Below are 26,436 nucleotides of genomic sequence, written 5' to 3' on the forward strand. Positions count from 1 at the left end.
CATGAATGTTCTGTCTTCCGTCGACACCAAGAAGCTTGAGGCTGCCGAAATCGTGGATGAGCTCTGGTACAAGGACGCCATTATCTATCAGCTCCACGTCAAGGCCTTCGCCGACAGCAACAATGACGGGATCGGCGATTTCGCCGGTCTGACCGAGAAGCTGCCCTATCTCCAGGAGCTCGGCGTCACCGCGCTGTGGCTTTTGCCGTTCTACCCCTCGCCCGGCCGCGACGACGGCTACGACATCGCCGACTACGGCTCGGTCAATCCCGATTTCGGGACGATGAAGGATTTCAAGCGCTTCATCCAGGAAGCGCAGAAGCGCGGTCTGCGCGTCATCACCGAGCTCGTCGTCAACCACACCTCGGACCAGCACAAATGGTTCAAGCGCGCGCGCCGCAGCCATCCCGGCTCCAGCGCCCGCAACTGGTATGTCTGGAGCGACACCGACCAGAAATACCAGGGCACACGAATCATCTTCACCGACACCGAGAAGTCGAACTGGACCTGGGATCACGAGGCCGGCGCGTTCTACTGGCACCGCTTCTTCTCGCACCAGCCGGATCTCAATTTCGACAATCCGCGCGTGGTCAGCGCGCTGATCCAGGTGATGAAGCGCTGGCTGGACGCCGGCGTCGACGGCTTCCGCCTCGATGCCATTCCCTATCTGTGCGAACGCGACGGCACCAACAACGAAAACCTCCCCGAGACGCATGCGATCATCAAGCGCCTGCGCCACGAGCTGGATTCCTACTCCAAGGGCAAGCTGCTGCTGGCCGAGGCCAATCAATGGCCGGAGGACGTGCAGGAGTATTTCGGCCGTGGCGACGAGTGCCACATGGCCTATCACTTCCCGCTGATGCCGCGCATCTACATGGCGATCGCGCAGGAGGACCGCTTCCCGATCACCGACATTCTGCGTCAGACGCCGGACATTCCGGCAAGCTGCCAATGGGCGCTGTTCCTGCGCAACCATGACGAGCTGACGCTGGAGATGGTCACCGACGTCGAGCGCGATTATCTCTGGACCACCTACGCCAACGACCCCCGCGCCCGCATCAATGTCGGCATCCGCAGGCGCCTTGCGCCGTTGATGGATAATGACCGGCGCAAGATCGAGCTGATGAACTCGCTGCTGCTGTCCTTCCCCGGCACGCCGATCATCTATTACGGCGACGAGATCGGCATGGGCGACAACATCTATCTCGGCGACCGCAACGGCGTCCGCACGCCGATGCAGTGGAGCCCGGACCGCAATGGCGGCTTCTCACGCTGCGACCCGGCCCGCCTCTACGCGCCGCTGATCATGGATCCCGTCTACGGCTACGAATCGGTGAACGTGGAGGCGCAGTCGCGCAGCCTGTCGTCGTTGCTCAGCGCCACCAAGCGGCTGATCTCGGTGCGCAAGTCGACGCTCGCTTTCGGCCGCGGCACCATGACCTTCATCCGTCCGGCCAACCGCGCCGTGCTCGCCTATGTCCGACAATACCGCGACGAGGTGATCCTCTGCGTCGCCAATTTGTCGCGCGCCGCGCAGGCCACCGAACTCGACCTGTCGCCGTGGAAGGACCGCATCCCGCAGGAGATGCTGGGACGGACGCGTTTTCCGGCGATCGGCGAACTGCCCTACATGATCACGCTGGGCCCCTACGGCTTCTACTGGTTCCAGCTTCAGGAGCGCGACAAGTCCGAGCCGGTGACGCCGCGCGCGGTGCCGGAATTCGAGACGCTGGTGGTGCCGGTGAATTCGAACTGGGTGTCGCTCGCCCGCGAGCGCGGCGTGTTCGAGCGCGACGTTCTGCCGGGCTTCCTGTCACGAACGCGGTGGTATCCCGAGCACAATCCCAAGCACATCAAGACCGCGCTGACCTCGGCGGTACCGTTCTGCGACATCGGCGACAACAGGCCCTGGATCGCGTTCTTTGAGAGGCCGGACCAGGACGCTGCGCCGCGTTACGTGCTGCCGATGCAGATCGAGTGGGTGCGCTTCGACCGCGAGCGGTTCAACCCGAAGGCGCTCGCCGCCGTGCGCCAGGGCGCGCGCGAGGGTACGCTGCTCGACGTGGCGACCGATCAGATCTTCATCGGCCTGTTCCTGCGCAACCTGTCGCAGAACCTGGTGGTGGAAGAGAACAATCTGCGGCTGGAGTTCAAGGCGACCAGCCGCTTCGCCGATTACACCATCAAGGAGCCCGAACGCATCCGCGCGATCGAGCAATCGAACAGCACCGCGCTGGTCGACAACCAGTACGTCGCCAAGCTCTATCGCCAGCTCGAAAGCGGAATCAACCCCGAGATCGAGATCGGCCATTATCTCACCGAGGTCGCGCGCTTTGCCAATACGCCGGCGTTGCTCGGCAGCGTCGAGCTGGTCGAGGGCGATCAGCGCAGCACGCTCGGCGTGTTGCATGCCTATGTCGAGAACCAGGGTGACGGCTGGACCGTGACCACGGGTTATCTCGATCGCTATATCGACGAGCAACGCGTGTTGTCGGCGGGCGAAGCGCCGCGCGAGACCCAGGAGCAAGCGCCTTATCTGCACTTCATCGCGCAGATCGGCCGGCGGCTCGGCGAGTTGCATGTTGCCCTGGCGGCGGCAAAGCCGGACGATCTCGCCCCGGAGCCGATCGGCTCTGCGCACGTCAAACGCCTCGTGTCCGACCTCAAGGCGCGCGCCGAGCGGATTTTCGAACGGCTGGCCGACAGCCGCGACGGCCTGCGGGAGGCGGACCGGCCGCTGATCGACCAGCTCGCCGCCGTGCGCGCGTCCCTGCCCGACCACCTGAATGCGCTATTGCCTTCCGGGATCGGCGGGCTGAACATCCGTCATCATGGCGACTTCCGCCTCGGGCAGACTCTGATCGTGAAGGACGATATCTTCATCATCGACTTCGACGGCAATCCCCGTGTGCCGCTGGCCGACAAGCGGCGCAAGCTGCCTGCCGCGCGCGACGTCGCCGGCCTGATCCGCTCGATCGATCTTTCGGTTAACGCGGCGCTGAGCCGCGCACTCACGGGTGCCTCCGACGAGCAGGGCCGGATCACCGCAGCGCTCGACGAATGGCGCGAGCGAGCCGCCGCAACGTTCCTGTCCGCCTATCGCGAGGCCGCGACCGATCGACGGCTGTGGCCGGAGGATCGGCAATCCGCGGAAGGCCTGTTAAGGTTTTTCCTGCTTGATCAAGCCTTCGATGAAGTAGAGTACGAGCTGTCCAACCGGCCTGAGGGGCTCCATGCGCCGCTGACCGGACTGCTTCGCATTCTGTCCAGTGCCGGGAGCGAAGCCCATGCCTAAACTGCCTGCCGAGGCCTACGCGATCATCGAGGGCCGCCACTCCGACCCCTTCCACTATCTCGGGCTGCATCCCGAGGACGGTAAAAGCGTGGTGCGCGCCTTTCTCCCCGAGGCCTCAAATGTCGAGGCAGTCGGCGAGCGTGGCGAAGTCGCTCCGCTCGACCGCGTGCACGATTCCGGCCTGTTCATCGGGGCCCTGCCCAATGGCTCGAAGCACTATCAGCTGCGCGCAAAATTCGGAGGCAACGTCGTCGAGTTCGAGGACGCCTATCGCTTTCCGCCGATCCTGACCGATTTCGACCTCTATTTGCTCGGCGAAGGCACCGATCAGCGCCTCTATGACAAGCTCGGGGCGCATCCGATGCGGCTCGAAGGCGTCGACGGCATCGGCTTCGTGGTGCTGGCACCGAACGCGCGGCGCGTCTCCGTGGTCGGCGATTTCAATTTCTGGGACGGACGGCGCCATCCCATGCGGGTACGCGGCAGCGGCTATTGGGAGCTGTTCATCCCGCATGCGAAAATTGGCGATCACTACAAGTTCGAGATCATCGGCCCGCACGGCCATTTGCTTCCGCTGAAATCAGACCCGATGGCCTTTGCCAGCGAAGTGCGGCCAAAGACGGCCTCCATCGTGTTCGACGAGGCGGATCTGGCGCGTCCGCGCCCGGCGCCTGACGGGATCAACGCGCTGTCGGCGCCGATGTCGATCTACGAGGTCCATCTCGGCTCGTGGCGTCGCAAGAACGGCGACGAATGGCTGACCTATCGCGAGCTGGCCGAACAACTGCCGGCCTATGCCCGCGACATGGGCTTCACCCATCTCGAATTCCTGCCCGTGAGCGAGCATCCCTTCGACGGCTCCTGGGGCTATCAGCCGACCGGCCTCTATGCGCCGACCAGCCGCTTCGGCACGCCGGAGGATTTTGCCGCCCTCGTCGATGCCTGCCACCGCGAAGGCGTCGGCGTGCTGCTCGATTGGGTGCCCGGTCACTTCCCGGACGATCCGCACGGGCTCGGCAGTTTCGACGGCACCGCGATCTACGAGCACGCCAACCCGCTCCAGGGCCGCCACCTCGACTGGGGCACCTTGATCTACAATTACGGCCGCACCGAAGTGACGAACTTCCTGGTGTCGAACGCGCTGTTCTGGATGGAGCGTTATGCGATCGACGGCTTACGCGTCGATGCCGTCGCGTCCATGCTCTATCTCGACTACAGCCGGCCGCCCGGCGCCTGGATCCCGAACCAATATGGCGGCCGCGAAAACATCGAGGCCATCAACTTCCTGCGCCGCTTCAACACCGAGGTCTTCGCACGCTTCCCGCAGGCGACCACGGCGGCCGAGGAGTCCACCGCATGGCCGCAGGTCTCGCGCCCGGTCGAATTCGGCGGGCTCGGCTTCGGCTACAAGTGGAACATGGGCTGGATGCACGACACGCTGAACTACATCAGCAAGGACCCGATCCACCGCAAGCACCATCACGGCGACATCCTGTTCGGCCTACACTACGCCTTCTCGGAAAACTTCATCCTGCCGCTCTCGCATGACGAGGTCGTGCACGGCAAGCGCTCGATCCTCGGCCGCATGCCCGGCGACGAGTGGCAGCGCTTTGCGAATTTGCGCGCCTATTACAGCTTCATGTTCGGCCATCCCGGCAAGAAGCTGCTGTTCATGGGCGCGGAAATCGCCCAAAGCCGCGAATGGAATCACGACCAGTCGCTCGACTGGCACCTGCTCGAATACAAGTTTCACTCCGGCATCCAGGCGCTGATCCGCGACCTCAACCGGCTTTACCGCGCGGTGCCGGCGCTGCACCAGATGGACTGCGACCAGGCCGGGTTCGAATGGTTGGTCACGGATGACGCCAACCGCAACGTGTACGCCTGGCTGCGCAAGGGATTCGAGGAGCACGAGCGGTGTCTCGTCATCATCAACTTCTCTCCCAATGTCTATCGCAACTATCGGGTTCGCGCGCCCTTTGCCGGCAAGTGGAAGGAAGTGTTCAATTCGGACTCCGCCCATTATGGCGGCAGCAATGTCGGGAACATCGGCGAGGTTCATGCCGTTGAAGGCAAGGCGCCCGAGCTGCGCCTCACCATTCCGCCGCTCGCCGCGATCTTCCTCGTTCCGGAAAGCTGACACATGCGCCTGACTGCTGGATCGCCTGCACGCCTCGGCGCAAGCTGGGACGGACGCGGCACCAATTTCGCGCTGTTCTCCGCCAACGCACAGAAGGTCGAGCTCTGCCTGTTCGACGCGCAAGGCCGCCGCGAGCTCGAACGCATCGAGCTGCCTGAAAGAACCGAGGATGTCTGGCACGGCTATCTCAACGACGTCTCGCCCGGCCAGCTCTACGGCTATCGCGTGCACGGCCCCTACGAGCCCGAGCACGGCCACCGCTTCAACGCGAACAAGCTGCTGCTCGATCCCTATGCCAAGCGGCTCGCGGGACGTCTGGTCTGGAGCGATGCGCATTTTGCCTACCGCACCGGGAGCGCGCGCGAGGATCTGTCCTTCGACCGGCGCGACAATGCCCGCGGCATGCCCAAGGCCGTCGTGGTCGACGAGACCTTCAACTGGGGCCGCCGCGAGATCCGTCCCAACATCCCCTGGGAAGACACCGTCATCTACGAGGCTCACGTCAAGGGTTTGACCCAGAAGCGCGACGACGTGCCGCCGAACCTGCGCGGCACCTATGGCGGGCTGTCCTCGCCGGCGATGATCGAGCACCTGAAGAAGCTCGGCGTCACCACGATCGAGCTGCTGCCGGTGCACAGCTTCGTCGACGACCGCATCCTGGTGGAGAAGAAGCTCGCCAATTACTGGGGCTACAACACGCTCTCCTTCTTCGCGCCGGAGCTGCGCTACGCCCAGGACAATGCACTCGACTCCTTCCGCACCACGGTGGCGCGCCTGCACGATGCCGGCATCGAGGTGATGCTCGACGTCGTCTACAACCACACCGCCGAAGGCAATCATCTCGGCCCGACGCTGTGCTACCGCGGCATCGACAACGCCTCCTATTACTGGCTCAACCGCGAGAACCCGCGCTATTACGACGACTTCACCGGCTGCGGCTCGTCGGTCAATCTCACCCATCCGCGCGTGCTGCAGATGGTGATGGATTCCTTGCGCTATTGGGTCGAGGTCTGCCACGTCGACGGCTTCCGCTTCGACCTTGCCACCACGCTCGCGCGCGGGCCGAACGGTTATGATCGCGGCATCTCGTTCCTGACCGCGATCCGGCAGGATCCGGTGCTCGCGACGGTCAAGCTCGTCGCCGAACCCTGGGACCTCGGCCTCGGCGGTTACCAGGTCGGCGCATTTCCCTCGCAATGGTCGGAATGGAACGATCGCTATCGCAGCGCCATGCGCCGCTACTGGAGCGGCGAAGGCAGCCTGATCGGCGACATCTCCAGCCGGATGACGGCATCCTCCGACCTGTTCAACCACGACGGACGGCGGCCGCGCGCCAGCATCAACCACATCACCGTCCACGACGGCTTCACGCTCGCCGACCTCTTCAGCTACAACGAGAAGCACAACGAGGCCAACGGCGAGGACAACCGCGACGGCTCCAACGACAACCACAGCAACAATTGCGGTGTCGAGGGCCCGACCGACGATCCGAACATCATCAGCCTACGCCGCCAGCTTCGCAAGAACGTGCTGGCCTGCCTGATGCTGGCGCAGGGCATTCCGCTGATCCTCGCCGGCGACGAGGTCGGCAACTCGCAATCCGGCAACAACAACGCCTATTGCCAGGACAACGAGATCGGCTGGGTCGGCTGGGACAATCTCGGCAAGGAGGGCGACGACATGGTCGATTTCGTCGGCCATCTCGCCGACATCCGCCGCCGGTTCTCACAGCTTCGCAGCCATCGCTGGCTCGACGGCCGCCCGGCCGACGGCGTGTCCTACGGCGCATTGTGGCTGACACCTGCCGGCGACGAGATGACGGAGAACGACTGGAAATTCCCGGAGGGAAGATTCCTCTCCTATGTGATGGGCCCGATGGAACCGGGCGGAGCCGCGATCTTTATCGTACTGAACGCCGCCCCCGAAGAGATCGCATTCAAATTGCCAAAAATGACCGAGTACAAGAGCTGGCAGCAGATGCTGAACACGACCGATGCCAAGCTGAATACGGTCGAGTTCCAGCCCGGGAGCGACAGCAAGGCGCCGCCACGCTCCGTGCTCGCCTTCGCGGGGGCGCTATGAGGCCATCCTTCGGGGCGAGGCCGACAAAGGACGGCGTGTCGTTCCGTCTGTGGGCGCCTGGCGCGCGGCGTGTCGACCTCCTGCTCGACCGAAGACACGCGATGCAGCGCCGGCACGATGGTTGGTACGTGGCCGAGATTTCCGGCCTCACCGCCGGCACTCCCTACAAGTTCAGGGTCGACGATGAGATCGAGGTGCCCGATCCGGCCTCGGCCTTCCAGCCCAAGGATGTGTTCGGCCCGAGCGAGGTGATCGATCACGACGCCTTTTCGTGGCGTGCGCGCGATTGGCGCGGCCGGCCCTGGGAAGAGACGGTGCTGATCGAGACCCATGTCGGCACCTTCACCTCTGAAGGCACCTATCGCGCCATGATCGACAAGCTCGATCATCTCGCCGCAACCGGCATCACCGCGCTTGAACTGATGCCGCTGGCGGATTTCGCCGGGCGCCGCGGCTGGGGCTATGACGGTGTGCTGTGGTACGCGCCCGACAGCGCCTATGGCCGCCCCGAAGACCTGAAGGCGCTGATCGACGAAGCGCATCTGCGCGGCCTGATGGTGTTCCTCGACGTCGTCTACAATCATTTCGGGCCCGAGGGGAATTATCTCGGCCGCTATGCGCCGACCTTCTTCACCGATGCTCACACGCCCTGGGGCAGCGCGATCGATTATCGCGTGCCGCAGGTGCGCGCGTTCGCGGTCGAGAACGCGCTGTCCTGGCTCAGCGACTACCGTTTCGACGGCCTGAGGCTGGATGCCGCCAATCACATCATGGCAATCCCCGGCGAGCAGTCGATGCTGCAGGACCTCAGCGTCGCCGCCGGCGAGCTTGCCAAGGCCACGGGGCGGCACATCCATCTCGTGCTGGAGAACGGCGACAATCGCGCCAGCCTGCTCGATGCCGCGCAGGAGCCGCCCAACGGCAGATATCGCGCGCAATGGAACGACGACTATCACCACGTCTGGCACGTGATGCTGACCGGCGAGCTCGCCGGATACTACGCGGATTATCAAACGCCGCGGCTCGATCTCGCCCGCGCCCTGGCCTCCGGCTTCGTCTACCAGGGCGAGGTTTCTGAGTTCTGGGGCAAGAAGCCGCGCGGCGAGCCGAGCGGCAAGCTGCCGCCGGCGACCTTCGTCAACTTCCTGCAAAACCACGACCAGATCGGCAACCGTCCGCTCGGCGACCGGCTCGAGAGCCTGGCATCACCGCAGCAGATCGCAGCCGCGCTCACAGTGACCCTGCTCGCGCCGATGGTGCCGATGCTGTTTCAGGGCGAGGAATGGGGCTCGACCGTGCCTTTCCCGTTCTTCTGCGATTTCCAGGGCGAACTCGCCGATGCCGTCCGCAAGGGGCGCAAGCAGGAATATGCCTGGGCTTACGAGAAGTACGGCGACGAGGTGCCCGATCCGCTCGATCCGGCAACGTTGCAATCGGCCGTGCTCGACTGGACCGGCCGCACGCTGCAGCAGGACGCGCGGCTTGCGTTGGTTCGAGAGCTGCTCGCGCTTCGCCGCAAGGAGATCATGCCGCGGCTGAGGGGCGCGAGCTTCGGCGAGGCCGAGGCGGCCGATAGCGGCCTGCTCACCGCGCATTGGCGCATGGGCGACGGCACGGTGCTGCGACTGACCGCCAACCTGTCGGACCATGAGATCGTCTCCAATGTCAGCGCGGGTACGCCGATCTGGGGCGGCGAGACCGGCGACCGGCTTCCGCCCTGGTCGGTGGTCTGGCGCCTCGGAGGTTAGGATGCCTCCCGCCATTCCGCTCGCGACCTACCGGCTTCAGCTCACCGCGGATTTCGACTTCGACAAGGCCGCCGCGGTGGTGCCCTATCTGAAAGCGCTGGGGATCACGCATCTCTATGCCTCGCCGGTGATGAAGGCGCGCAAGGGCTCGACCCACGGCTACGACACCGTCGATCACAGCCAGTTCAATCCGGAGCTTGGCGGCGAAGCCGGCTTCGCCCGGCTGAGCGAGGTGCTGACCAAGCACGACCTCGGCCTCATCATCGACTTCGTGCCCAACCATGTCGGTGTGCATTTTGCCGACAATCCCTGGTGGCTCGACGTGCTGGAATGGGGCCAGGCTTCGCCCCACGCGGTCTCCTTCGACATCGACTGGGACCTGCTGCCCTACCGCGCCCGCGGCGGCGTGCTGCTGCCGATCTTGGGGGCATCCTATGGCGAGGCGCTTGAGCGCGGCGACATCGAGCTGCGCTACGATTCGGACCAGGGAAGCTTTTCCGCCTGGTATTTCGAGCATCGCCTGCCCGTCGCGCCGGAGCGCTATGGCGAGATGCTGCGCATGATCGTGAAGGAAGCGGATGCCGCCGAGACGGAGGCCGGCAAACGCCTGCTGTCGCTCGCGGCGCGATATACCGGATTGCGCCGTCCCAGCCGCAAGGAGGCACCGGCGTTCAAGGCGGAACTTAAGGAGATCGCAGGCGCGGCCGATATCATCAATCGCGGCCTTGCGGCCTATCGCGCGGCCAAGGATCGTCCCGCGCAGACGCTGGCGCTGCATCATCTGCTCGAACGCCAGCACTACAAGCTCGGGCACTGGCGGCTTGCCTCCAGCGACATCAACTATCGCCGCTTCTTCGACGTCAACGGTCTCGCAGGTCTGCGCGTCGAGGACGCGAGCACCTTCGCCGCCACGCACCGGCTGGTGAAGCAGCTCATCGCCAGCGGCAAGCTGCAGGGCATTCGGCTCGATCACATCGACGGCCTGCGCGACCCCGCGCAATATTGCCAGCGGCTGCGCCGGCTGGTGCGCGACGCGCAGGGAAATACAAAGCCGTTCTACACGGTGATCGAGAAGATCCTGTGCGAGCACGAACGCCTGCCGCACTTCGCCGGCGTTCAGGGCACCACCGGCTATGAATGGATGAACGTCATCATCCATGCGCTGGTCGAGGCCGGGGGACTGGGGGCGCTGGACGAGACCTGGCGGCAGGTCAGCAACCGGCCGCCGCGGCTTGCGCCTTACGTCAAGGACGCCAAGCGGCGCGTGCTGGAGACGCTGCTCACCAGCGAATTCACCGTGCTGACCCGCCTGCTCGCGCGCATCGCCAACGGGCATTACTCGACGCGCGATTTCTCCGCCGACAGCCTGCGGCAGGCGCTCGAGCTCTATGTGCTGCATTTCCCGGTGTACCGCACCTATCTGACCAACAGCGCCCCGACGGCGCCCGACCGCAAGCTGATCGACGACACCATCGCGCGCGCACGCGCCGAATGGTTCGCCGCGGACGAAGGCATCTTCGACTTCCTGCGCGACGCGCTGACCATGGACCTGCTCAAGCCCGGCCGCCCCCCGCACAGCGCCCCGCGCGTGCGTCGTTTCGCGCTGAAAGTGCAGCAATTCACCGGGCCGATGATGGCGAAGTCGCTGGAGGACACCGCGTTCTATCAATTCCACCGACTGCTCGCGCTGAACGAGGTCGGCGGCGATCCCGCCAGCACCGGGCTCACGATTTCCGCCTTCCACGAGACCATGCAGGCCCGCGCCAGGGAATGGCCGCTCGGAATGACCGCGACCGCGACGCATGACACCAAGCGCGGTGAGGACGCCCGCGCGCGCATCGCGGCGCTCAGCGAAATTCCCGGCGAATGGACCAGCGCGGTGGCGCGCTGGAAGGTGTTGAATGCGCCGCATCTGGCGCTCCGCGGAACTTTCCGCGCACCGTCGGCAACATTCGAATACATGCTGTACCAGACCCTGCTCGGAGCCTGGCCGCTTCAGGGGCCGATCGATGCCGGCTTCGTCGAGCGCATCCAGGCTTATGCGCTGAAGGCCGCGCGCGAGGGCAAGGAAGAGACGAGCTGGCTCAACCCGCATGAAGCCTATGAGAACGGCGTCAAGAGCTTCATCGACAAGGTCCTCGATCCCGCACAATCCGGTGAATTCCTGGATTCGCTGCAAACGCTGGCCCGGCGCGTGGCACTGCTGGGCGCGCTGAACGCGTTGAGCCAGCTCACCCTCAAGGCGACGCTGCCCGGCGTGCCCGACTTCTATCAGGGCACCGAGTTCTGGGATCTGTCTCTAGTCGACCCCGACAACCGCCGCCCGGTCGACTTTGGTGCGCGGCACGCGGCGCTGGGGTCATTGGACGATCCGGATTGGCGTGGCCTGACCAAGAGCTGGCCGGACGGCCTGATCAAGCTGGCCTGGACACGGCGTCTTCTCAAGCTGCGCAACGAGCTCGCCGACGTTTTCGCTCAAGGCGACTATCAGCCGCTGGCGGTGCGGGGCACACATGCCGACCATGTCATTGCCTTCGCCCGCCGCCATGGCCGCGCTGCGGCGATCGTCATGGTCGGGCGTCAGTTCGCGCCGTTTACCCAGGCGGGCCGGGAATGGCCCGCGCTGGAGGGATTTGACGCGACCGTCGATATCACGGGCTATGCCGCGACGGGCCATCAGGGCCACGAACTGCCGGTCACGCAGGCCTTCCGCGATTTGCCCGCCGCTGTCATCGAGGCCCGCACGGCAAGCGCCATCAGGCCCGCGCGCCCGCGCGTGCGCGGCTGAAGTTACTTTCCGTCGTCCTTGGTCAGCAGCAACTGCCCGCGCTTCCTGATCGTGGCCTGCGCCATCTCGGCAAAGCGCTGCAACAGCCAGGGCAGCACCACCTGCACCTTGACATGATCGTCGGCGACGTCGACCTGACCCGTCGCGATCTGCCCGAGTGCGCGAATGCGAAACGCCATGCTGTCGCCGGTCCAGCGCTCCTCCTCGACCTGCATCACGGGAATGCTGGCTGCCGCCCGGCCGAGCCCGGTCTTGAGCCGGCGCACCGCCTCCTCGCGGCCGAGATGATGCGGAATTGAAACGACAAGCGGTGCTGACATGGCCCTGCCCCGTGATGATCGATCCTCACATAGTCATGCCGGACGACGCGGCAAAGGTTCCATGCAACTTGGACCTGTGGCCCTGTTTCAAAAACGGAACCTAAAACCCTGCGGCAAGTTGCCCTCGCACGAGGGGACAGGTGCAAACGACCCTTGCAACAAAGGGCTGAGGAGATTCCCATGTCAATCGGTACGATCATTCTGATCATTCTGGTCATCGCCCTGCTTGGCGGCTTCAGCGGCATCGGCGGCGGCCCGTTCTACGGCACCGGCTATTACGGCGGCGGCGGCCTCGGACTGGTCATCGTCATCCTGTTGATCCTGCTGCTGCTGGGACGGATCTAGGACGAGGACAGGGTGGGCAAAGGCGCTCTTGCGCCGTGCCCACCTTCTTCGCCGTTGCAAAGAAACGGTGTGCACGCTTCGCTTTGCCCACCCCACGAGGCCGGCCGCCGCCGCAAGGCGACAAACCTACTTCTTCTTCGCCGCAAGCTTCTTCATCGCCGCCTTGATCGACGCGGCCGCATCGTCATAGTCCTCCCACGCCTTTGACCGCGGCAGCAGGCCCGGCACGGTCCGCAGCGTATAGCGCTTGGGATCGAGATCGCTCTTCACTTGCGCCCAGGTGACGGGCATCGAAACCATGGCTCCGGCCCGCGCACGCGGCGACAGCGGGGCTACCGCCGTCGACATCCTGTCGTTGCGCAGATAGTCGAGGAAGATCTTCCCCTTGCGCAGCTTCTTCGACATGTTGAGCAGATAGCGCTCTGGATCGTCGTCGGCCATCCACTGGCAGACGCCCTGCGCAAAGGCTTTGGCTTCCTTCCAGCTCACCTTGTCGCGCGCGCCGTGAAGCAGCGGCACCACCACATGCAGGCCCTTGCCGCCCGTGGTCTTGCAGAAGCTCTCCATGCCGATGTCGGCCAGCCGCTGCCGCATCTCCTTGGCGGCCTCGACGACATCGGCGAACTCCACATCCGGTGCCGGATCGAGATCGAACACCAGCCGGCCCGGCGTATCGTAGGCATCAGGCGCGCAATTCCAGGGATGCAGCTCGACGCCGCCGATCTGCGCGACGGCGGCCAACCCTTCGACGCGGTCGATCTGCAAATACGGCTTGCGATCGCCCGAGACCTTGGCCAGTTCGAGCAAATTCGAGGTGCCCTGCATGGCATGACGCTGGAAGAACGTCTCGCCGCCGATGCCGTCGGGCGCACGCACGATCGAGCACGGGCGCCCCTTCAGATGTTCGATCATCCAGGTCCCGACCGCCTCGAAATAGCGCGCGAGATCGAGCTTCGTCACGCCCTCGCCGTCACCGCCGTCGGGCCAGAGCTCCTTGTCCGGCTTGGAGATGACGACGCCCATCACCTCGGCGGTGCCGGCATCCTTCGATCGCTTGGCCGTCTTCGCCGCGCGCTTGCTGGGCGTGGGCTCGGCAAGCTCGGTGTCGACGGGCGTCTCCGCCTCGACTTCCTCGGCGGGCTTGTCCTGCCGCAAGCCCTTGAACGCGGCCTGGCGGATATTGCCGTCGGCGGTGAAGCCGGCGAACTCGATCTCGGCGACGAGCTCCGGCTTCAACCAGTGCACCTCGCGGCTCCTCTTCGGCGCGTTCTTGCCGCCGAAGGGACTTTCCTTGGCCGCCATGGCCTTCAATGACGGCATGATGCGCTTGACCTTGTCCGCACCGAAACCGGTGCCGACCATGCCGACGAAGACGAGATGATCGCCGCGATGCACGCCGGCCATCAGCGAGCGGAATTTGCCGTTGGTGGTCTTGTAGCCGCCGATCACGACCTCATGGCCGGCGCGGCACTTTGCCTTAGTCCAGCTCTCGGTGCGGCCGGAACGATAGGGCGCCTCCAGCTTCTTCGACACCACGCCTTCCAGCTCGAGCTTGCAGGCCGATTGCAGCACCGCATCGCCGCCGCTCTCGAAATGCTCGACATAGCGGATCTGAGCCGATTTCCGCTTGCGCGCCTTCAGCAGCTGCTTCAGCCGCACCTTGCGCTCGCCGAGCGTCAGACGGCGAAAATCGAGATCCTCCGCGAACAGGAGGTCAAAGGCAAAGAAGATCAGCTCTTCGGTCTTGCCGTCCGACAGCGCGGCCTGGAGCGAGGAGAAATTCGGCGCACCGTCGTGATCGAGCGCCACGATCTCCCCGTCGATCATCACGTCCGGCAGCGCAGCCGCCTCCTTCGCGATCGAGGCGAACTTGTCGGTCCAGTCGAGGCCCTTGCGCGTCTTCAGCGTCGCCTTGCCGTCCTCGACCCGGAGCTGCACGCGATAGCCGTCGAACTTGATCTCGTGGCACCAGCCCTCGCCGGCCGGCGGCCGCTCGACCGAGGTGCAGAGCTGCGGCGGCACGAAGTCCGGCATCTCGGCGACCTTCCTGCCATTGGTCGCAGTTGTGGCTTTCTTCTTCGCCGCCTTGTTCTTGGAAATCTTGCCGCCCTTCAATGCCGTGCGCGGCGCCGGCTTGACCGTGGGACCTCTCGCTTCCTCGGCCCGGTTGGATTGCCAGACAGCGTCGGCCTTGGTCTTGGCACCCTTGGCAAGCATGAACGGCTTTGGCGCGCGCCCCTTGCCCTCGGCGATCTGCTCCATCGCACGGCCGGAGGCGACGGACTTGTCCTCATCGAGAATGTTGTTCTTGGCACCTTCGCGGACAAATTCGTCGCGGTGCTTGATCAAGAGCCAGTTGGTGCGCTTGCCGCCGGTACGGTCGTTGCGCATGCGTACCAGGACCCAGCTTCCATGCAGCTTGTCCCCATGCAGGGTGAACTTCAGATCGCCCTTCTTGAAGCCGCGTTCGGGATCTTCCGACTCCCAGGTGCCGCGATCCCACAGCATCACCGTGCCGCCGCCGTACTGCCCTTCCGGAATCGTGCCTTCGAAATCGCCATAGTCGAGCGGATGGTCTTCCACCTCGACCGCCAGCCGCTTGTCGTGCGGATCGAGCGAGGGGCCCTTGGTCACCGCCCAGGACTTGAACACGCCGTCGAATTCGAGCCGCAAATCATAATGCAGCCGGCTCGCATCGTGCTTCTGGATCACGAAGCGCCGCTGCTTCGACGGCGTCACCGCCGTCTTGCCAGACGGCTCCGGTGTTTTCTCGAAATCACGCTTCTGTCGATAGGTGGAGAGTTTTTGCAGCACGACTGGTCCCGCTTCTCTTTCGGGGATTCAAGCCTATCACGGCCAAAGTCCCATCCGGAACCAAAACCCCGCGGGGCGGTTGGGGTTCCAAAACGCCTTGAAAACGCTGGAGAATGGAATGGCCCCGCGCGCCTATTGGAAGGGAACGTTGAAGCTCTCGCTGGTCAGCTGTCCGATCGTGCTTTACCCGGCGACCACGGCGGCCGAGAAGACGCGGTTTCACCTGATCAACCGCGAGACCGGCAACCGGCTCAAGCAGCAGATGATCGATGCCGAGACCGGCGATGTCGTCGAGAGCGACCAGAAAGGCCGCGGCTACGAGCTGCGCAAAGGCAAATACGTCGAGATCGAGCCGGAAGAGCTCGAGGCGGTCCAGATCGAGAGCAACCATACCATCGACATCGAGAGCTTCGTGCCGAGCGAGGAGATCGACCAGCGTTACCTCAACCATCCCTATTACCTTGCACCCGACGGCAAGGCCGCGGTCGATGCCTTTGCGGTGATCCGCGACGCCATGAAGGACCAGGACCGTGTGGCGCTCGCCAAGATCGTGCTCACCAACCGCGAGCACATCATGGCGATCGAGCCGCTCGGCAAGGGCCTGCTCGGCACCACGCTGCGCTTTCCTTACGAGCTGCGCGACGAGGACCAGTTCTTCGACGACATCAAGAGCCCGAAGATCACCAAGGACATGGTCGAGCTTGCCAGCCATATCCTCCAGACCAAGGCCGCGCATTTCGACCCCGGCAAGTTCAAGGACGAGTACGAGAACGCGCTGAAGGCGCTGGTGAAACGCAAGGCGTCTGGCAAGAAGATCGAGCTGCCGGAGCCCGAGGAGCACCCCAGCAACGTCGTCAGCCTGATGGACGCGCTGAAACAGAGCCTGAAGGGACGTGGCGGCAAGAAGACGGCAGCGAAGTCCCATGCGCGGCGGGCAACTGGACGGCAGCGGGCTGCGAAGAAGACGCATCGGTCGACGGCGCGGCATCGCAAGGCGGGATGAAGGGACGGCTCGCCCAGCACTCGATATCGTAGGGTAGGCAAAGCGGAGCGTGCCCACCACCTTTATCAAAATCGCGAGAATGGTGGGCACGGCGCTTTGCGCCTTTGCCCACCCTACGTGCTGTCGAAGTCGGAGCCTAATCCCCCGCCTTCAACCGGTACCCGATCCCTGTCTCGGTCAGCACATATTGCGGCCGTTCCGGATCGGCTTCGATCTTCTGGCGGAGCTGGCGGACGTAGACGCGTAAGTATTGCGCGTCCGTCAGTTCATCCCACAGTTCCTTCAACAGGAAGCGGTGGGTCAGCACCTTGCCGGCGTGCTGCACCAGCACGCGCAGCAGGTCGTATTCCTTTGGCGACAGCTTCACCTCGCGCTCGCCGATCTTGACGATGCGGCGGACGAGATCGACCGAGAGATCACCGCAGCGAAACACCGGGCGCTCGCCCTGGACCTGGAGCTGATGCCGCAGCGCGGCGCGCAGGCGTGCCAGAAGCTCGTCCATGCCGAACGGCTTGGTGAGATAATCGTCGGCGCCGAGATCGAGCGCCTGTACCTTGCCGGCTTCGTCGCCGCGGCTCGACAACACCACGATCGGCACGCCTTCGTTGCGGGCGCGGATGGTGCGCAGCAGCTCGTGTCCCTGCACGTCGGGCAGGCCGAGATCGAGGATGATCAGCGCCGGCTCCTCAACGAGCCTCTCCAGCGCAGTCCTGCCGTTCGACGCTTCCAGGACTTCATAGCCTTGCGTCGTCAGCCCCATCCGCAGCAATTTGCGGATCGGCGGCTCGTCGTCGATGACCAGGACCTTGATCGGGGCTGCGCTCATGCGGCGGTATCCAATGCGCGGCTCTCTGCCGGAACGGGAAGACGGATGGTGAGGACAGCGCCACTGCGGTCGCTGCGGTTGGCGGCCGAGATCGTGCCCCGCATCGCCTCGACGAAGCCGCGCGAGATGGCGAGCCCGAGCCCCGTGCCGGGACGGACATGATCGCCTTTCTGCACGCGGTAGAACTTGTCGAACACGCTCTCGAGCTCATCAGGCGGGATGCCGGCCCCCTCGTCCGCGATCTCGAGCACGACATGATCGCTGTCGCGTCGGCTGCGGATCGAGATGGAGGTCTCGGGTGGCGAGTATTTGGCGGCATTGTCGAGCAGGTTGAACAGCACCTGCTCGAACAGCACGGCATCGAGCTGCAGCATCGGCAGATCGGCGGCCAGCACCAGATCGACCTCGTGCGCCGTGAGAATCTTGGCTGCACGCCGCAGCGCGCTACCCACGATCTCACTGAGATCGTGTAGGGCCGCGTTGGGCACGATGGCACCCGACTCGAGCTTGGTCATGTCGAGCAGATTGGCGATGAAGCGGTTGAGCCGCTCGGATTCGTCGATCACGGTCGCGAGCAGGTCGCGCTTCTCGGTGTCGGAAAGCGCGCCGGCGAGATCGCGCATGGTGGAGGCCGCCCCGAGCACCGAGGCGAGCGGCGTCTTCAAATCGTGCGAGATCGAGGTCAACAGCGCCGAGCGCAGCCGCTCGGATTCGACGGTGCGCTTGACGCGGTCCATGTCCTCGACCAGCAGCACGCGCTCGATCGCGAGCGCGCCCTGGTCGACCAGCGCATCGAGCAGGCGGCGCTGGTCCGGCGTCAGCAGCGGACCGGTGCGGTCGTCGTCAATGCCGATCACCCCGATCGGGCCGCGCCCGGTGCGCATCGGCAGGAACAGCCGTTTTGCACCCGGCAGCGTGTCCGAGCCGCGGCCGGCGGGGCGGTCGTTGCTCCAGGCCCAGTTAGCGGCGGCGAGATCGGCCTGATCGAGCTCGTCCTCGGGCGGATAGCCGGATTTCACCGTGAGCAGGCCCTCTTCCGGCAGCAGCAGCACCACCCTGACTTTCAGCATCAACGCGATCTGGTAGGCCGTCGCCCACAGCACGTCGTCGAGCGTCGCGGTGCCGGCGAGCTTGCGGCTGAAGGCGTAGAGCTGCTCGCTCATCCTGATCCGGCCGATGGCGGCATCGGCTTGGGTGCGCACGCGCGCCGCGACATTGGAGACGATCATCGCCACCGCCATGAACAGCACGAAGGCGGCGACGTTGGTCGGGTCGGTGATCGTGAAGGTGTAGATCGGCGGCAGGAAGAAGAAATTGTAACAGAGCGAGGCCGCGACGGTGGCAAGCAACGACGGCCATAGTCCGTAGCGGACCGCGACCGCGACCACCGCCGTCAGCAGCACGAGGTCGACGTTCTCGATGCCGAACCGCGGCTGAATCAGCTCGGCGGCGCCGAGGCCGATCAGCACGATGCCGAGCGATTTAAGATAGGGCAGCGGATTGAACGGCTCCGACCGCGCGGCGGTCTGCACCGCCGTCTTGGGCGCCGCTTCGCCGGGCAGCTCGTCGCCGGCGATGACATGAACCGTGATATTGCCGGCGCGTCGCACCAGGTCGTGCACGACCGAGCCGCGCGTCATCTCGAACCAGCGCGAGCGCGTCGACTTGCCGATCACGATCTGGGTGACGTTGTTGCCTTGTGCGAAATTGACGACGTCATCGGCAATGCGGCGGCCGACCGCCGGAATGGTCAACGCCTCGCCGCCGAGCGATTCCGCGAGCCGCAGCGTATCGGCCAGCCGGTCGCGCTGCTCATCGGACAATTGCAGCGATCGCCGCGTCTCGATCGAAACCGCGGTGAATGGCGCATGCAGCCGGTCGGCCAGCCGCTTGGTGTAGCGGACGAGACCGGCCGCACGCGGATCCTCGCTGACGCAGACGAGAATGCGCTCGCCGACGGCCCAGGGCCCGGGAATCGCATTGGCCTGCATGTGATTGAGGAGCTGTTCATCGACCCGCTCGGCCGTGCGCCGCAAAGCGAGCTCGCGCAACGCCGTCAGGTTCCCCGGCGAGAAATAATGCTCCAGCGCACGCTCGGCCTGCTTGGGCACATAGACCTTGCCCTCCTTCAGGCGCTGGATCAGATCGTCGGGCGTGAGGTCGATCAGCTCGATCGCGTCGGCGCGATCGAACACCGAGTCCGGCACGGTCTCGCGCACCCTGACATGGGTGATCTGGGCGACGACATCGTTCAGGCTCTCGATGTGCTGGATGTTGACGGCGGTGTAGACGTCGATGCCGTGGGAGAGCAGCTCCTCGACGTCGAGATAGCGCTTGGGATGGCGGCAAAGGGGCGCATTGGTGTGGGCGAGCTCGTCGACCAACGCGATCTGCGGCCGGCGCGCGATCACTGCATCGAGGTCCATCTCCTCGACGATCTGGCCGCGGTAGTCGAGCCGCTTGCGCGGGACCACTTCGAGCCCGCGCACCAGCGCCTCGGTCTCGGCACGGCCGTGGGTCTCGACGAAGCCGACCACGACGTCGATGCCGGCCTTGCGCTTGGCGTGGGCGCTTTGCAGCATCTCGTAGGTCTTGCCGACGCCGGGGGCGGCGCCGACGAAAACCTTCAGCTTGCCGCTCGCGCTCCCTTCCCGCCGCGCCGCTTCCAGCAGCGCCTCGGGCGACGGACGTTGTTCGGGATCGCGGCGCTCTCGGACCATTTTGCCAATATAATCATCTGCGTGACGCGAGCCTAGACCGCTACCTGGCGGCGGCGCGATCCAGCGAGAGATTCAGTGCCAGAACGTTAACCCTGGGTTCGCCAATCAGGCCGAGCAAGCGGCCTTCGGTATTGGCGGCCACGAGCTGCTTCACTTGATCCTCCGGCATATTCCGCGCCTTGGCCACGCGCGGCACCTGAAATTGCGCCGCTTCCGGCGAGATATCAGGGTCGAGGCCGCTGGCCGAGGTCGTCACCAGGTCGACCGGCACGGCGGCGTTCGGATTCTCGGCCTTCAGCTTGTCCACATCTTCCTTCAACCGATCGGCCAGCGCCTTGCTGGTCGAGCCGAGATTGGAGCCGCCCGAATTGGCGGCGTTGTAGGGCGCGGACACCGTCTTGGTCGAATCATTGGGGTCCGGCGCAACCGTCGCCGAGAGACGGCCGTGGAAATATTTGTCGTCCCTAAACTCCTGCCCGATCAGGGCGGAGCCGATCACCGTGCCGTCCTTCTCGATCAGGCTGCCCTGAGCCTGCGCGGGAAAGAGTGCGCCGGCGATGGCCGTCATCGCGAGCGGATAGGCAAGGCCGGTGATGGCGGTGAGCACCAGCAAGAGGACGATGGCGGGGCGGATTTCTCTGAGCATGTTGGTCTCCTAAGTCTTCGTCGTTGCGCGCGGCGCCATGCGCCGTGCGCCGACGGGTCAAGCCAGGTGCAAGGCGGTCACGACGAGGTCGATCGCCTTGATACCGATGAAGGGAATGACGATACCGCCGAGGCCGTAGATCAAGAGGTTGCGCCGGAGCAGCGCGCCGGCACCGACCGCGCGGTAGGCCACGCCCTTCAGCGCGAGCGGGATCAGCGCGATGATGATGAGCGCGTTGAAGATGATCGCCGACAGGATCGCGCTCTGCGGGCTCGACAGGTTCATGACGTTGAGCACATTGAGCTGGGGGTAGAACGCCAGGAACATCGCCGGGATGATCGCAAAATACTTTGCGACGTCATTGGCGATCGAGAACGTCGTCAGCGCCCCACGCGTCATCAAGAGCTGCTTGCCGATCTCGACCACCTCGATCAGCTTGGTCGGGTTGGAGTCGAGATCGACCATGTTGCCGGCCTCGCGGGCGGCTTGCGTGCCCGTGTTCATAGCGACACCGACGTCGGCCTGCGCGAGCGCCGGCGCATCGTTGGTGCCGTCGCCGCACATGGCGACCAGCTTGCCTTTGGCCTGCTCGTCGCGGATCAGCTTGAGCTTGTCCTCGGGGGTTGCCTGCGCCAGGAAATCGTCGACGCCCGCCTCCGCCGCGATTGCAGCCGCGGTCATCGGGTTGTCGCCGGTGATCATGATGGTGCGGATGCCCATGCGGCGCAGCTCGGCAAAACGCTCGCGGATACCGCCCTTGACGATGTCCTTGAGCTGGATGATTCCGAGCAGCTTGCCGTCCCTGGCAACCGCCAGCGGGGTGCCGCCGGCCTTGGCGATCTCGTCGGCGATGGTCTGCACCTCCCGGCCGATATCCGAAAGCCCGGCCGGCTGGATCGCCCGCGCCGCGTTGCCCGAAGCAACCGCCAGCGGCGCGCCGCCACCGACATAGTTCAGCATGGCATCGACCGCGCCCTTGCGCACCGACGAGCGGCCGGCATCGACGCCGCTCATGCGGGTCTGCGCCGTGAACGGGATGAAGGTGGCGCCGAGCTCCGCCATGTCGCGGCCGCGGATGCCGTATTTCTCCTTCGCCAGCACCACGATGGAACGGCCTTCCGGCGTCTCGTCGGCGAGGGAAGCGAGCTGGGCTGCGTCGGCGAGCTCCTGCTCGGTCACGCCGCGCACCGGGCGAAACGCCGTCGCCTGCCGGTTGCCGAGCGTGATGGTGCCGGTCTTGTCCAGCAGCAGCGTGTCGACGTCGCCGGCGGCCTCGACGGCGCGGCCGGACATCGCCAGCACGTTGAAGCGCACCAGGCGGTCCATGCCGGCAATGCCGATCGCTGACAACAGCGCGCCGATGGTAGTCGGGATCAGCGTCACGAACAGCGCGACCAGCACGATCACCGAGATCGAGCCGCCAGCATAGGCCGCATAGCTCGGAATGGTCACGGTTGCGAACACGAAGATGATGGTGAGACCGGCGAGCAGGATGTTGAGCGCGATCTCGTTCGGCGTCTTCTGCCGCTCGGCGCCCTCGACCAGCTTGATCATGCGATCGATGAAGGTCGAGCCTTGCGCGGCCGTGATGCGGACGCGGATCCAGTCTGACAGCACCTGCGTGCCGCCGGTCACCGCGGAACGGTCGCCGCCGGATTCGCGGATGACGGGCGCGGACTCGCCGGTGATGGCGGCCTCGTTCACGGACGCAACGCCCTCGATCACCTCGCCGTCGGAGGGAATGGTGTCGCCGGCCTCGACCAGCACGACGTCGCCGACCTTCAGACTCGTGCCCGGCACGAGATTGAAGGCCTGGCCGGCGCCGGTCAGCAGCTTGGCCTGGCTCTCGGTGCGGGTCTTGCGCAACGATTCAGCCTGCGCCTTGCCGCGGCCTTCGGCGACCGCTTCGGCGAAATTGGCGAACAGCACCGTGAACCAGAGCCAGACGATGATCTGGAAGGTGAAGCCGAGGCCAGCGCCGCCCGTGACGACGTCACGCAGGAAGATCACCGTCGTCAGCGCGGCCACGATCTCGACCACGAACATCACGGGGTTCTTGACCATCAGCCGCGGATCGAGCTTGGTGAAGGAGCCGCGGATCGCCGGCAGCACGATCTTCGGATCGGCCATTGCCGAGACGGCAGCACGTTTTTGCAGTTTCATCGTATCCATGGAGGTCACTCCAGACAATCAGAAGAGGTTGCCGGCGTTCATCGCCAGATGCTCGACGATCGGGCCGAGCGCGAGTGCCGGGAAGAAGGTCAGGCCGCCGATGATCAGGACCACGCCGACGACGAGGCCGACGAACAGCCCCCCCGTGGTCGGGAAGGTGCCTGCCGACGGCGGGATGGATTTCTTGGCGGCCAGCGAGCCCGCAATCGCCATCGCCGGGACGATCATGAAGAAGCGGCCAACGAACATCGCGCTTGCCAGCGTGAGGTTGTAGAACAGGGTGTTGCCGGTCAGGCCCGCGAAGGCCGAGCCGTTGTTGCCGGTCGCCGAGGTGAAGGCATAGAGCACCTCGGTGAAGCCGTGCGGGCCGGCATTGGCCATCGAGGCGACCGCCGCCGGATAGACCACGCCGACCGCGGTCCAGCCGAGATACATCAGCGGCAGCACCAGGATCGCGAGCATCGCCATCTTGACCTCGCGTGCCTCGATCTTCTTGCCGACATATTCCGGCGTGCGGCCGACCATCAGTCCCGCCACGAAGATCGCGAGCACGACGAACAGCAGCATGCCATAGAGGCCGGCGCCGACGCCGCCGATGATGATCTCGCCGAGCTGCATGTTGATCAGCGGGATCATGCCGCCGAGCGCGGTGAAGCTGTCATGCATGGCGTTGACCGCGCCGCACGACGCGGCCGTGGTGACGACGGCGAACAGCGAGGACGCGACGATGCCGAAGCGAACCTCCTTGCCCTCCATGTTGCCGCCGGTCAGGCCCAGCGCATGCATGGTCGAGGTGCCATTGGCCTCCGCCCAATAGGTGATGGCGACGCCTGCGACGAACAGCACGCCCATCACGGACAGGATCGCCCAGCCCTGGCGCTGGTTGCCGACCATACGGCCGAACACGTTGGTCATCGCGGCACCCAGTGCAAAGATCGACAGCATCTGCACGAAGTTCGACAGCGCGGTCGGGTTCTCGAAGGGGTGGGCGGCATTGGCGTTGAAGAAGCCGCCGCCATTGGTGCCGAGCATCTTGATGGCAACCTGGGAGGCAACCGGCCCGACCGCGATGGTCTGCTTGGCGCCTTCGAGCGTGGTCGCCTCGATATACGGACCGAGCGTCTGCGGCATGCCTTGCCAGACCAGGAACAGCGCGTAGACGACGCAGATCGGCAGCAGCACGTAGAGCGTGCAGCGGGTGACGTCGACCCAGAAATTGCCGACCGTGCGCATCGAGGCACGCGAGAACCCGCGGATCAGGGCCATGGCCAGCGCGATGCCGGTTGCCGCCGACAGGAAGTTCTGATGGGTCAGCCCGAGCATCTGGACGAGATAGGACAGCGTGCTCTCGCCGCCGTAGTTCTGCCAGTTGGTGTTGGTGATGAAGGAGACCGCGGTGTTGAAGGAAAGATCCTCGGCGACCGCGCCCTGCCCGGCCGGATTGAAGGGCAGCACGGCCTGGAGCCGCATCACGCCGTAGATGATCAGGAAGCCGCCGACATGGAACAGCAGCATTGCAACCGTGTAGGTCAGCCAATGCTGCTCGCGCTTCTCGTCGACACCGGAGAACCAGTAGATGCCGGCCTCGATCGGGCGCAGCACCGGCGACAGGAAGGTCCGCTCGCCGCCAAACACGCGCGTCATGTACCAGCCGAGCGGCTTGGTCAGCGCAACAATAATGGTGCAAAACAGAATGATCTGGAGCCAACCGATCACGGTCATGGAATCAACCCTTCAGGCTTGGTGCAATCCTTCAGACTTTTTGCCCGCAACAGCGGCAGGAGCACCGTCAGCAGGCAGGCGACGAGCACGGCGTTCGCCAGCAGCAATTCGACGAGCAGCAGCACGGGTCAGAACCGCTCGGGCCGCAGCAGCGCATAGGTGAGGTAGACCAGCAGACCGAACGAGACGGCACCGGCGAGCGCATAATCGAAGATCATGGTTTGCTCCGTCACAGCCGTTCGCAGGCGTAGGTGTAGCCGATCGCGAGGGCGAAGAAGACGAAGCCCAGCGACAGCATCAGGATGTCCATCATGGCGATACTCCTCATTGCACCATCAGATCCGGCGCAACTTTCTCACGGTGACCCGGCGGCTCGCGCCGGAAATGGAGCGCATTTCCACGGGCGACAGCTCGGATTTTCGACCGTGCTGAAGTGCCACCCCGGACATAGGTTTTCGAGATGAGGGCTATGGCGAAGATATAGGAATCTCATAAAGGCCGGCGCGGGCCGAGATCGGAAGACAACCCCCGTCGTCCCGGGTTGGGCGAGGACTCGGAGTGACCTGATTTGCGCCTCAGCTACTGCCTGTGGTTATGGATCCCCGCGTGCGCGGGGATGACAGCGGAGAATGGGGCGATTGCGCCCCTCGCCCACCCACGCGCCACTTATGAAATCCCTATATCTCCGACCCCTTCCCCATCTCGTTTTCAAATGCACTGCCCGCCATCCTGGCAAGGCCGGCCGACTGACCGACGCCAACTCCAGGAGGCCTGACATGACCGCCGCTTTCCGACGCCTCGACCCACCTTCCCTCGACCAGCAGCTTCGCGCGGCACCGGCGATGACCCGGCCGCTGATGCTCGACATCATCGCGCACGCCTGCCGGCGTGTCCCCACGCTCGCCGAGGGCGAACGCCCCGCACGCATCATGCGCCTGATCGACGTCGAGGCCTGGGCCGATGCGGCGCTGGCGCTGATCGAGCTCGAGCTGCCGATGTGGCAGGTCCGCCGCATCGCCTATGACGAGGGCGAGTGGCATTGTGCACTGTCGCGCGAGCGCGAGCTGCCGGACTGGCTGGACGCCGCGGTCGAGGCGCGCCATTCCGACCTCGCACTGGCTCTGCTGTCGGCCCTCGTCGGGGTCCGGGCATTGGCCGCGGACGTGCCGCGGCCGAGCGTTCCATCCGTTCGCCCTGTGCCGGATCCGCTTTACGAGCCGCTCGCCTGCGACAATTGCGGCTAGGGCAGGCTCGCACTGCTCGCGCTACTCCGCGTCGTCAACGACGTGGCCTGTGCGACCGCTCCTTCCCGGCTTTATGACCTTCCTATGAGATCGCCGCGCCTCCGCCCTCGAAATCATATTCGTCACTGAGGATATTGAGCGCGCAGGCAGAGACACGCGTCCCGAGCCGGCATCGTTCAGAAGGAATAGATCCGTGAAATTCGTCGAACCTCCCTCGTGCAGCTCGCTTTCGACCATCGTCTTCATCGGCAGGAATCGCCGGGGACAATGGGTCGCCCAGGAACAGCACGATCTTCTCGCAGGTCAGGCAAGGCCGGCTGCAATCCGCACGCTACCTGCATAAGCGCCTGATTCCCCTCGTCACCTGCCTCTCCAGGGAGAGCCCGGCGGCGCTCAAGAGCGCCCTCGGCATGCTCGGCTTGATGCGGCCGGACACGCGGCTACCGATCGTTCCGCTGGACGCCGCCGGCCGGGCGGAGGTCGCGAAGGCCTTCGCCGCGATCACAGACGAGGAACTGATCGATGGCGTCGGCGCCTGACGCGACGCTGCCACGGAGCTCGATCGTCTCGG

At 65.0% G+C, this 26,436-nt stretch carries 18 protein-coding genes; 9 read left to right on the forward strand and 9 right to left on the reverse strand.

The window, feature by feature from the left end:
• The first annotated feature begins 1 nt into the window (after nucleotide 1).
• From treS to treY, 5 genes are read left to right on the forward strand one after another with little or no spacing between them, the layout of a single operon-like run.
• A complete protein-coding gene (gene treS / locus AABA84_RS27230) occupies nucleotides 2-3,295 on the forward strand; it encodes a maltose alpha-D-glucosyltransferase (RefSeq protein ID WP_212248226.1) in 3,294 nt (1,097 codons plus the stop codon).
• Nucleotides 3,288-5,435 (forward strand): 1,4-alpha-glucan branching protein GlgB, encoded by a 2,148-nt coding sequence (gene glgB, locus AABA84_RS27235; RefSeq protein ID WP_338313707.1) that lies wholly within the window; start codon nucleotides 3,288-3,290, stop codon nucleotides 5,433-5,435. Before treS ends, glgB begins: the two co-directional genes overlap by 8 nt.
• A gap of 3 nt (nucleotides 5,436-5,438) precedes the next feature.
• Entirely contained in the window at nucleotides 5,439-7,517 is a 2,079-nt protein-coding gene (gene glgX / locus AABA84_RS27240; RefSeq protein WP_338313708.1) for a glycogen debranching protein GlgX, read from the forward strand.
• Nucleotides 7,514-9,265 (forward strand): malto-oligosyltrehalose trehalohydrolase, encoded by a 1,752-nt coding sequence (gene treZ / locus AABA84_RS27245; RefSeq protein WP_338313709.1) that lies wholly within the window; start codon nucleotides 7,514-7,516, stop codon nucleotides 9,263-9,265. The genes glgX and treZ overlap by 4 nt, the downstream gene beginning before the upstream one ends.
• Nucleotide 9,266: 1 nt before the next feature.
• Complete coding sequence (treY, locus tag AABA84_RS27250; RefSeq protein WP_338313710.1) at nucleotides 9,267-12,053, forward strand: malto-oligosyltrehalose synthase; 2,787 nt, start codon at nucleotides 9,267-9,269, stop codon at nucleotides 12,051-12,053.
• Nucleotides 12,054-12,055: 2 nt separating this feature from the next.
• Here the strand turns inward: treY and AABA84_RS27255 are convergent, their stop codons facing one another.
• On the reverse strand, nucleotides 12,056-12,373 hold the full coding sequence (locus AABA84_RS27255) for a polyhydroxyalkanoic acid system family protein (protein WP_338313711.1): 318 nt from the start codon (nucleotides 12,371-12,373) through the stop codon (nucleotides 12,056-12,058).
• 180 nt (nucleotides 12,374-12,553) lie between these two features.
• Between AABA84_RS27255 and AABA84_RS27260 the strand changes: the two genes are divergently transcribed.
• Nucleotides 12,554-12,718: a DUF3309 family protein gene (locus AABA84_RS27260; protein WP_007595743.1), complete on the forward strand. Its 165-nt coding sequence runs from the start codon at nucleotides 12,554-12,556 to the stop codon at nucleotides 12,716-12,718.
• Between the two features lie 126 nt (nucleotides 12,719-12,844).
• On the opposite strand, the gene ligD is transcribed toward AABA84_RS27260, so the two are convergent.
• Nucleotides 12,845-15,532 (reverse strand): DNA ligase D, encoded by a 2,688-nt coding sequence (ligD, locus tag AABA84_RS27265; protein ID WP_212248241.1) that lies wholly within the window; start codon nucleotides 15,530-15,532, stop codon nucleotides 12,845-12,847.
• A gap of 118 nt (nucleotides 15,533-15,650) precedes the next feature.
• Between ligD and ku the strand changes: the two genes are divergently transcribed.
• Entirely contained in the window at nucleotides 15,651-16,535 is an 885-nt protein-coding gene (gene ku, locus AABA84_RS27270) for a non-homologous end joining protein Ku (protein ID WP_212248243.1), read from the forward strand.
• A gap of 136 nt (nucleotides 16,536-16,671) precedes the next feature.
• Here ku and AABA84_RS27275 read toward each other — a convergent pair whose 3' ends face one another.
• The 7 genes from AABA84_RS27275 to AABA84_RS27305 are packed head-to-tail and all read right to left on the reverse strand — an operon-like array spanning nucleotide 16,672 to nucleotide 24,839.
• Nucleotides 16,672-17,361 carry a response regulator gene (locus AABA84_RS27275; RefSeq protein ID WP_212248244.1) on the reverse strand — a complete coding sequence of 230 codons (690 nt, stop codon included), beginning with the start codon at nucleotides 17,359-17,361 and terminating at the stop codon, nucleotides 16,672-16,674.
• Complete coding sequence (locus tag AABA84_RS27280; RefSeq protein WP_212248245.1) at nucleotides 17,358-20,081, reverse strand: sensor histidine kinase; 2,724 nt, start codon at nucleotides 20,079-20,081, stop codon at nucleotides 17,358-17,360. Before AABA84_RS27280 ends, AABA84_RS27275 begins: the two co-directional genes overlap by 4 nt.
• Nucleotides 20,082-20,121: 40 nt before the next feature.
• Nucleotides 20,122-20,727, reverse strand: a complete 606-nt coding sequence (locus AABA84_RS27285) for a K(+)-transporting ATPase subunit C (RefSeq protein WP_212248246.1) — start codon at nucleotides 20,725-20,727, stop codon at nucleotides 20,122-20,124.
• A 57-nt stretch (nucleotides 20,728-20,784) separates the two neighbouring features.
• Nucleotides 20,785-22,899: a potassium-transporting ATPase subunit KdpB gene (gene kdpB / locus AABA84_RS27290; protein ID WP_212248247.1), complete on the reverse strand. Its 2,115-nt coding sequence runs from the start codon at nucleotides 22,897-22,899 to the stop codon at nucleotides 20,785-20,787.
• Between the two features lie 18 nt (nucleotides 22,900-22,917).
• Nucleotides 22,918-24,621 (reverse strand): potassium-transporting ATPase subunit KdpA, encoded by a 1,704-nt coding sequence (gene kdpA / locus AABA84_RS27295; protein WP_338313712.1) that lies wholly within the window; start codon nucleotides 24,619-24,621, stop codon nucleotides 22,918-22,920.
• Nucleotides 24,618-24,746: a hypothetical protein gene (locus tag AABA84_RS27300; protein ID WP_338313713.1), complete on the reverse strand. Its 129-nt coding sequence runs from the start codon at nucleotides 24,744-24,746 to the stop codon at nucleotides 24,618-24,620. Before AABA84_RS27300 ends, kdpA begins: the two co-directional genes overlap by 4 nt.
• A gap of 3 nt (nucleotides 24,747-24,749) precedes the next feature.
• Nucleotides 24,750-24,839 (reverse strand): K(+)-transporting ATPase subunit F, encoded by a 90-nt coding sequence (locus tag AABA84_RS27305; RefSeq protein ID WP_018641117.1) that lies wholly within the window; start codon nucleotides 24,837-24,839, stop codon nucleotides 24,750-24,752.
• 558 nt (nucleotides 24,840-25,397) lie between these two features.
• Here AABA84_RS27305 and AABA84_RS27310 point away from each other — a divergent pair.
• Together AABA84_RS27310 and AABA84_RS27315 are read left to right on the forward strand one after the other, a co-directional pair.
• Nucleotides 25,398-25,865, forward strand: coding sequence for a hypothetical protein (locus AABA84_RS27310; protein ID WP_338313714.1), 468 nt, complete (start codon nucleotides 25,398-25,400; stop codon nucleotides 25,863-25,865).
• 335 nt (nucleotides 25,866-26,200) lie between these two features.
• Nucleotides 26,201-26,404: a hypothetical protein gene (locus AABA84_RS27315; RefSeq protein ID WP_338313760.1), complete on the forward strand. Its 204-nt coding sequence runs from the start codon at nucleotides 26,201-26,203 to the stop codon at nucleotides 26,402-26,404.
• Nucleotides 26,405-26,436 lie beyond the last annotated feature (32 nt).

The organism is Bradyrhizobium sp. TM239 (genome assembly GCF_036247985.1).
In the GTDB taxonomy this organism is placed as follows: domain Bacteria; phylum Pseudomonadota; class Alphaproteobacteria; order Rhizobiales; family Xanthobacteraceae; genus Bradyrhizobium; species Bradyrhizobium ottawaense.

What these genes read in the sequence shown, in the direction of transcription:
- AABA84_RS27285 (WP_212248246.1), bottom strand. Translation starts at nt 20,727, where the DNA reads ATGCTCAGAGAAATCCGCCCCGCCATCGTCCTCTTGCTGGTGCTCACC.
- treS (WP_212248226.1), top strand. Translation starts at nt 2, where the DNA reads ATGAATGTTCTGTCTTCCGTCGACACCAAGAAGCTTGAGGCTGCCGAA.
- AABA84_RS27310 (WP_338313714.1), top strand. Translation starts at nt 25,398, where the DNA reads ATGACCGCCGCTTTCCGACGCCTCGACCCACCTTCCCTCGACCAGCAG.
- treZ (WP_338313709.1), top strand. Translation starts at nt 7,514, where the DNA reads ATGAGGCCATCCTTCGGGGCGAGGCCGACAAAGGACGGCGTGTCGTTC.
- AABA84_RS27260 (WP_007595743.1), top strand. Translation starts at nt 12,554, where the DNA reads ATGTCAATCGGTACGATCATTCTGATCATTCTGGTCATCGCCCTGCTT.
- treY (WP_338313710.1), top strand. Translation starts at nt 9,267, where the DNA reads ATGCCTCCCGCCATTCCGCTCGCGACCTACCGGCTTCAGCTCACCGCG.
- ku (WP_212248243.1), top strand. Translation starts at nt 15,651, where the DNA reads ATGGCCCCGCGCGCCTATTGGAAGGGAACGTTGAAGCTCTCGCTGGTC.
- glgX (WP_338313708.1), top strand. Translation starts at nt 5,439, where the DNA reads ATGCGCCTGACTGCTGGATCGCCTGCACGCCTCGGCGCAAGCTGGGAC.
- AABA84_RS27255 (WP_338313711.1), bottom strand. Translation starts at nt 12,373, where the DNA reads ATGTCAGCACCGCTTGTCGTTTCAATTCCGCATCATCTCGGCCGCGAG.
- kdpA (WP_338313712.1), bottom strand. Translation starts at nt 24,621, where the DNA reads ATGACCGTGATCGGTTGGCTCCAGATCATTCTGTTTTGCACCATTATT.
- kdpB (WP_212248247.1), bottom strand. Translation starts at nt 22,899, where the DNA reads ATGGATACGATGAAACTGCAAAAACGTGCTGCCGTCTCGGCAATGGCC.
- AABA84_RS27275 (WP_212248244.1), bottom strand. Translation starts at nt 17,361, where the DNA reads ATGAGCGCAGCCCCGATCAAGGTCCTGGTCATCGACGACGAGCCGCCG.
- AABA84_RS27280 (WP_212248245.1), bottom strand. Translation starts at nt 20,081, where the DNA reads ATGGTCCGAGAGCGCCGCGATCCCGAACAACGTCCGTCGCCCGAGGCG.
- AABA84_RS27305 (WP_018641117.1), bottom strand. Translation starts at nt 24,839, where the DNA reads ATGATCTTCGATTATGCGCTCGCCGGTGCCGTCTCGTTCGGTCTGCTG.
- glgB (WP_338313707.1), top strand. Translation starts at nt 3,288, where the DNA reads ATGCCTAAACTGCCTGCCGAGGCCTACGCGATCATCGAGGGCCGCCAC.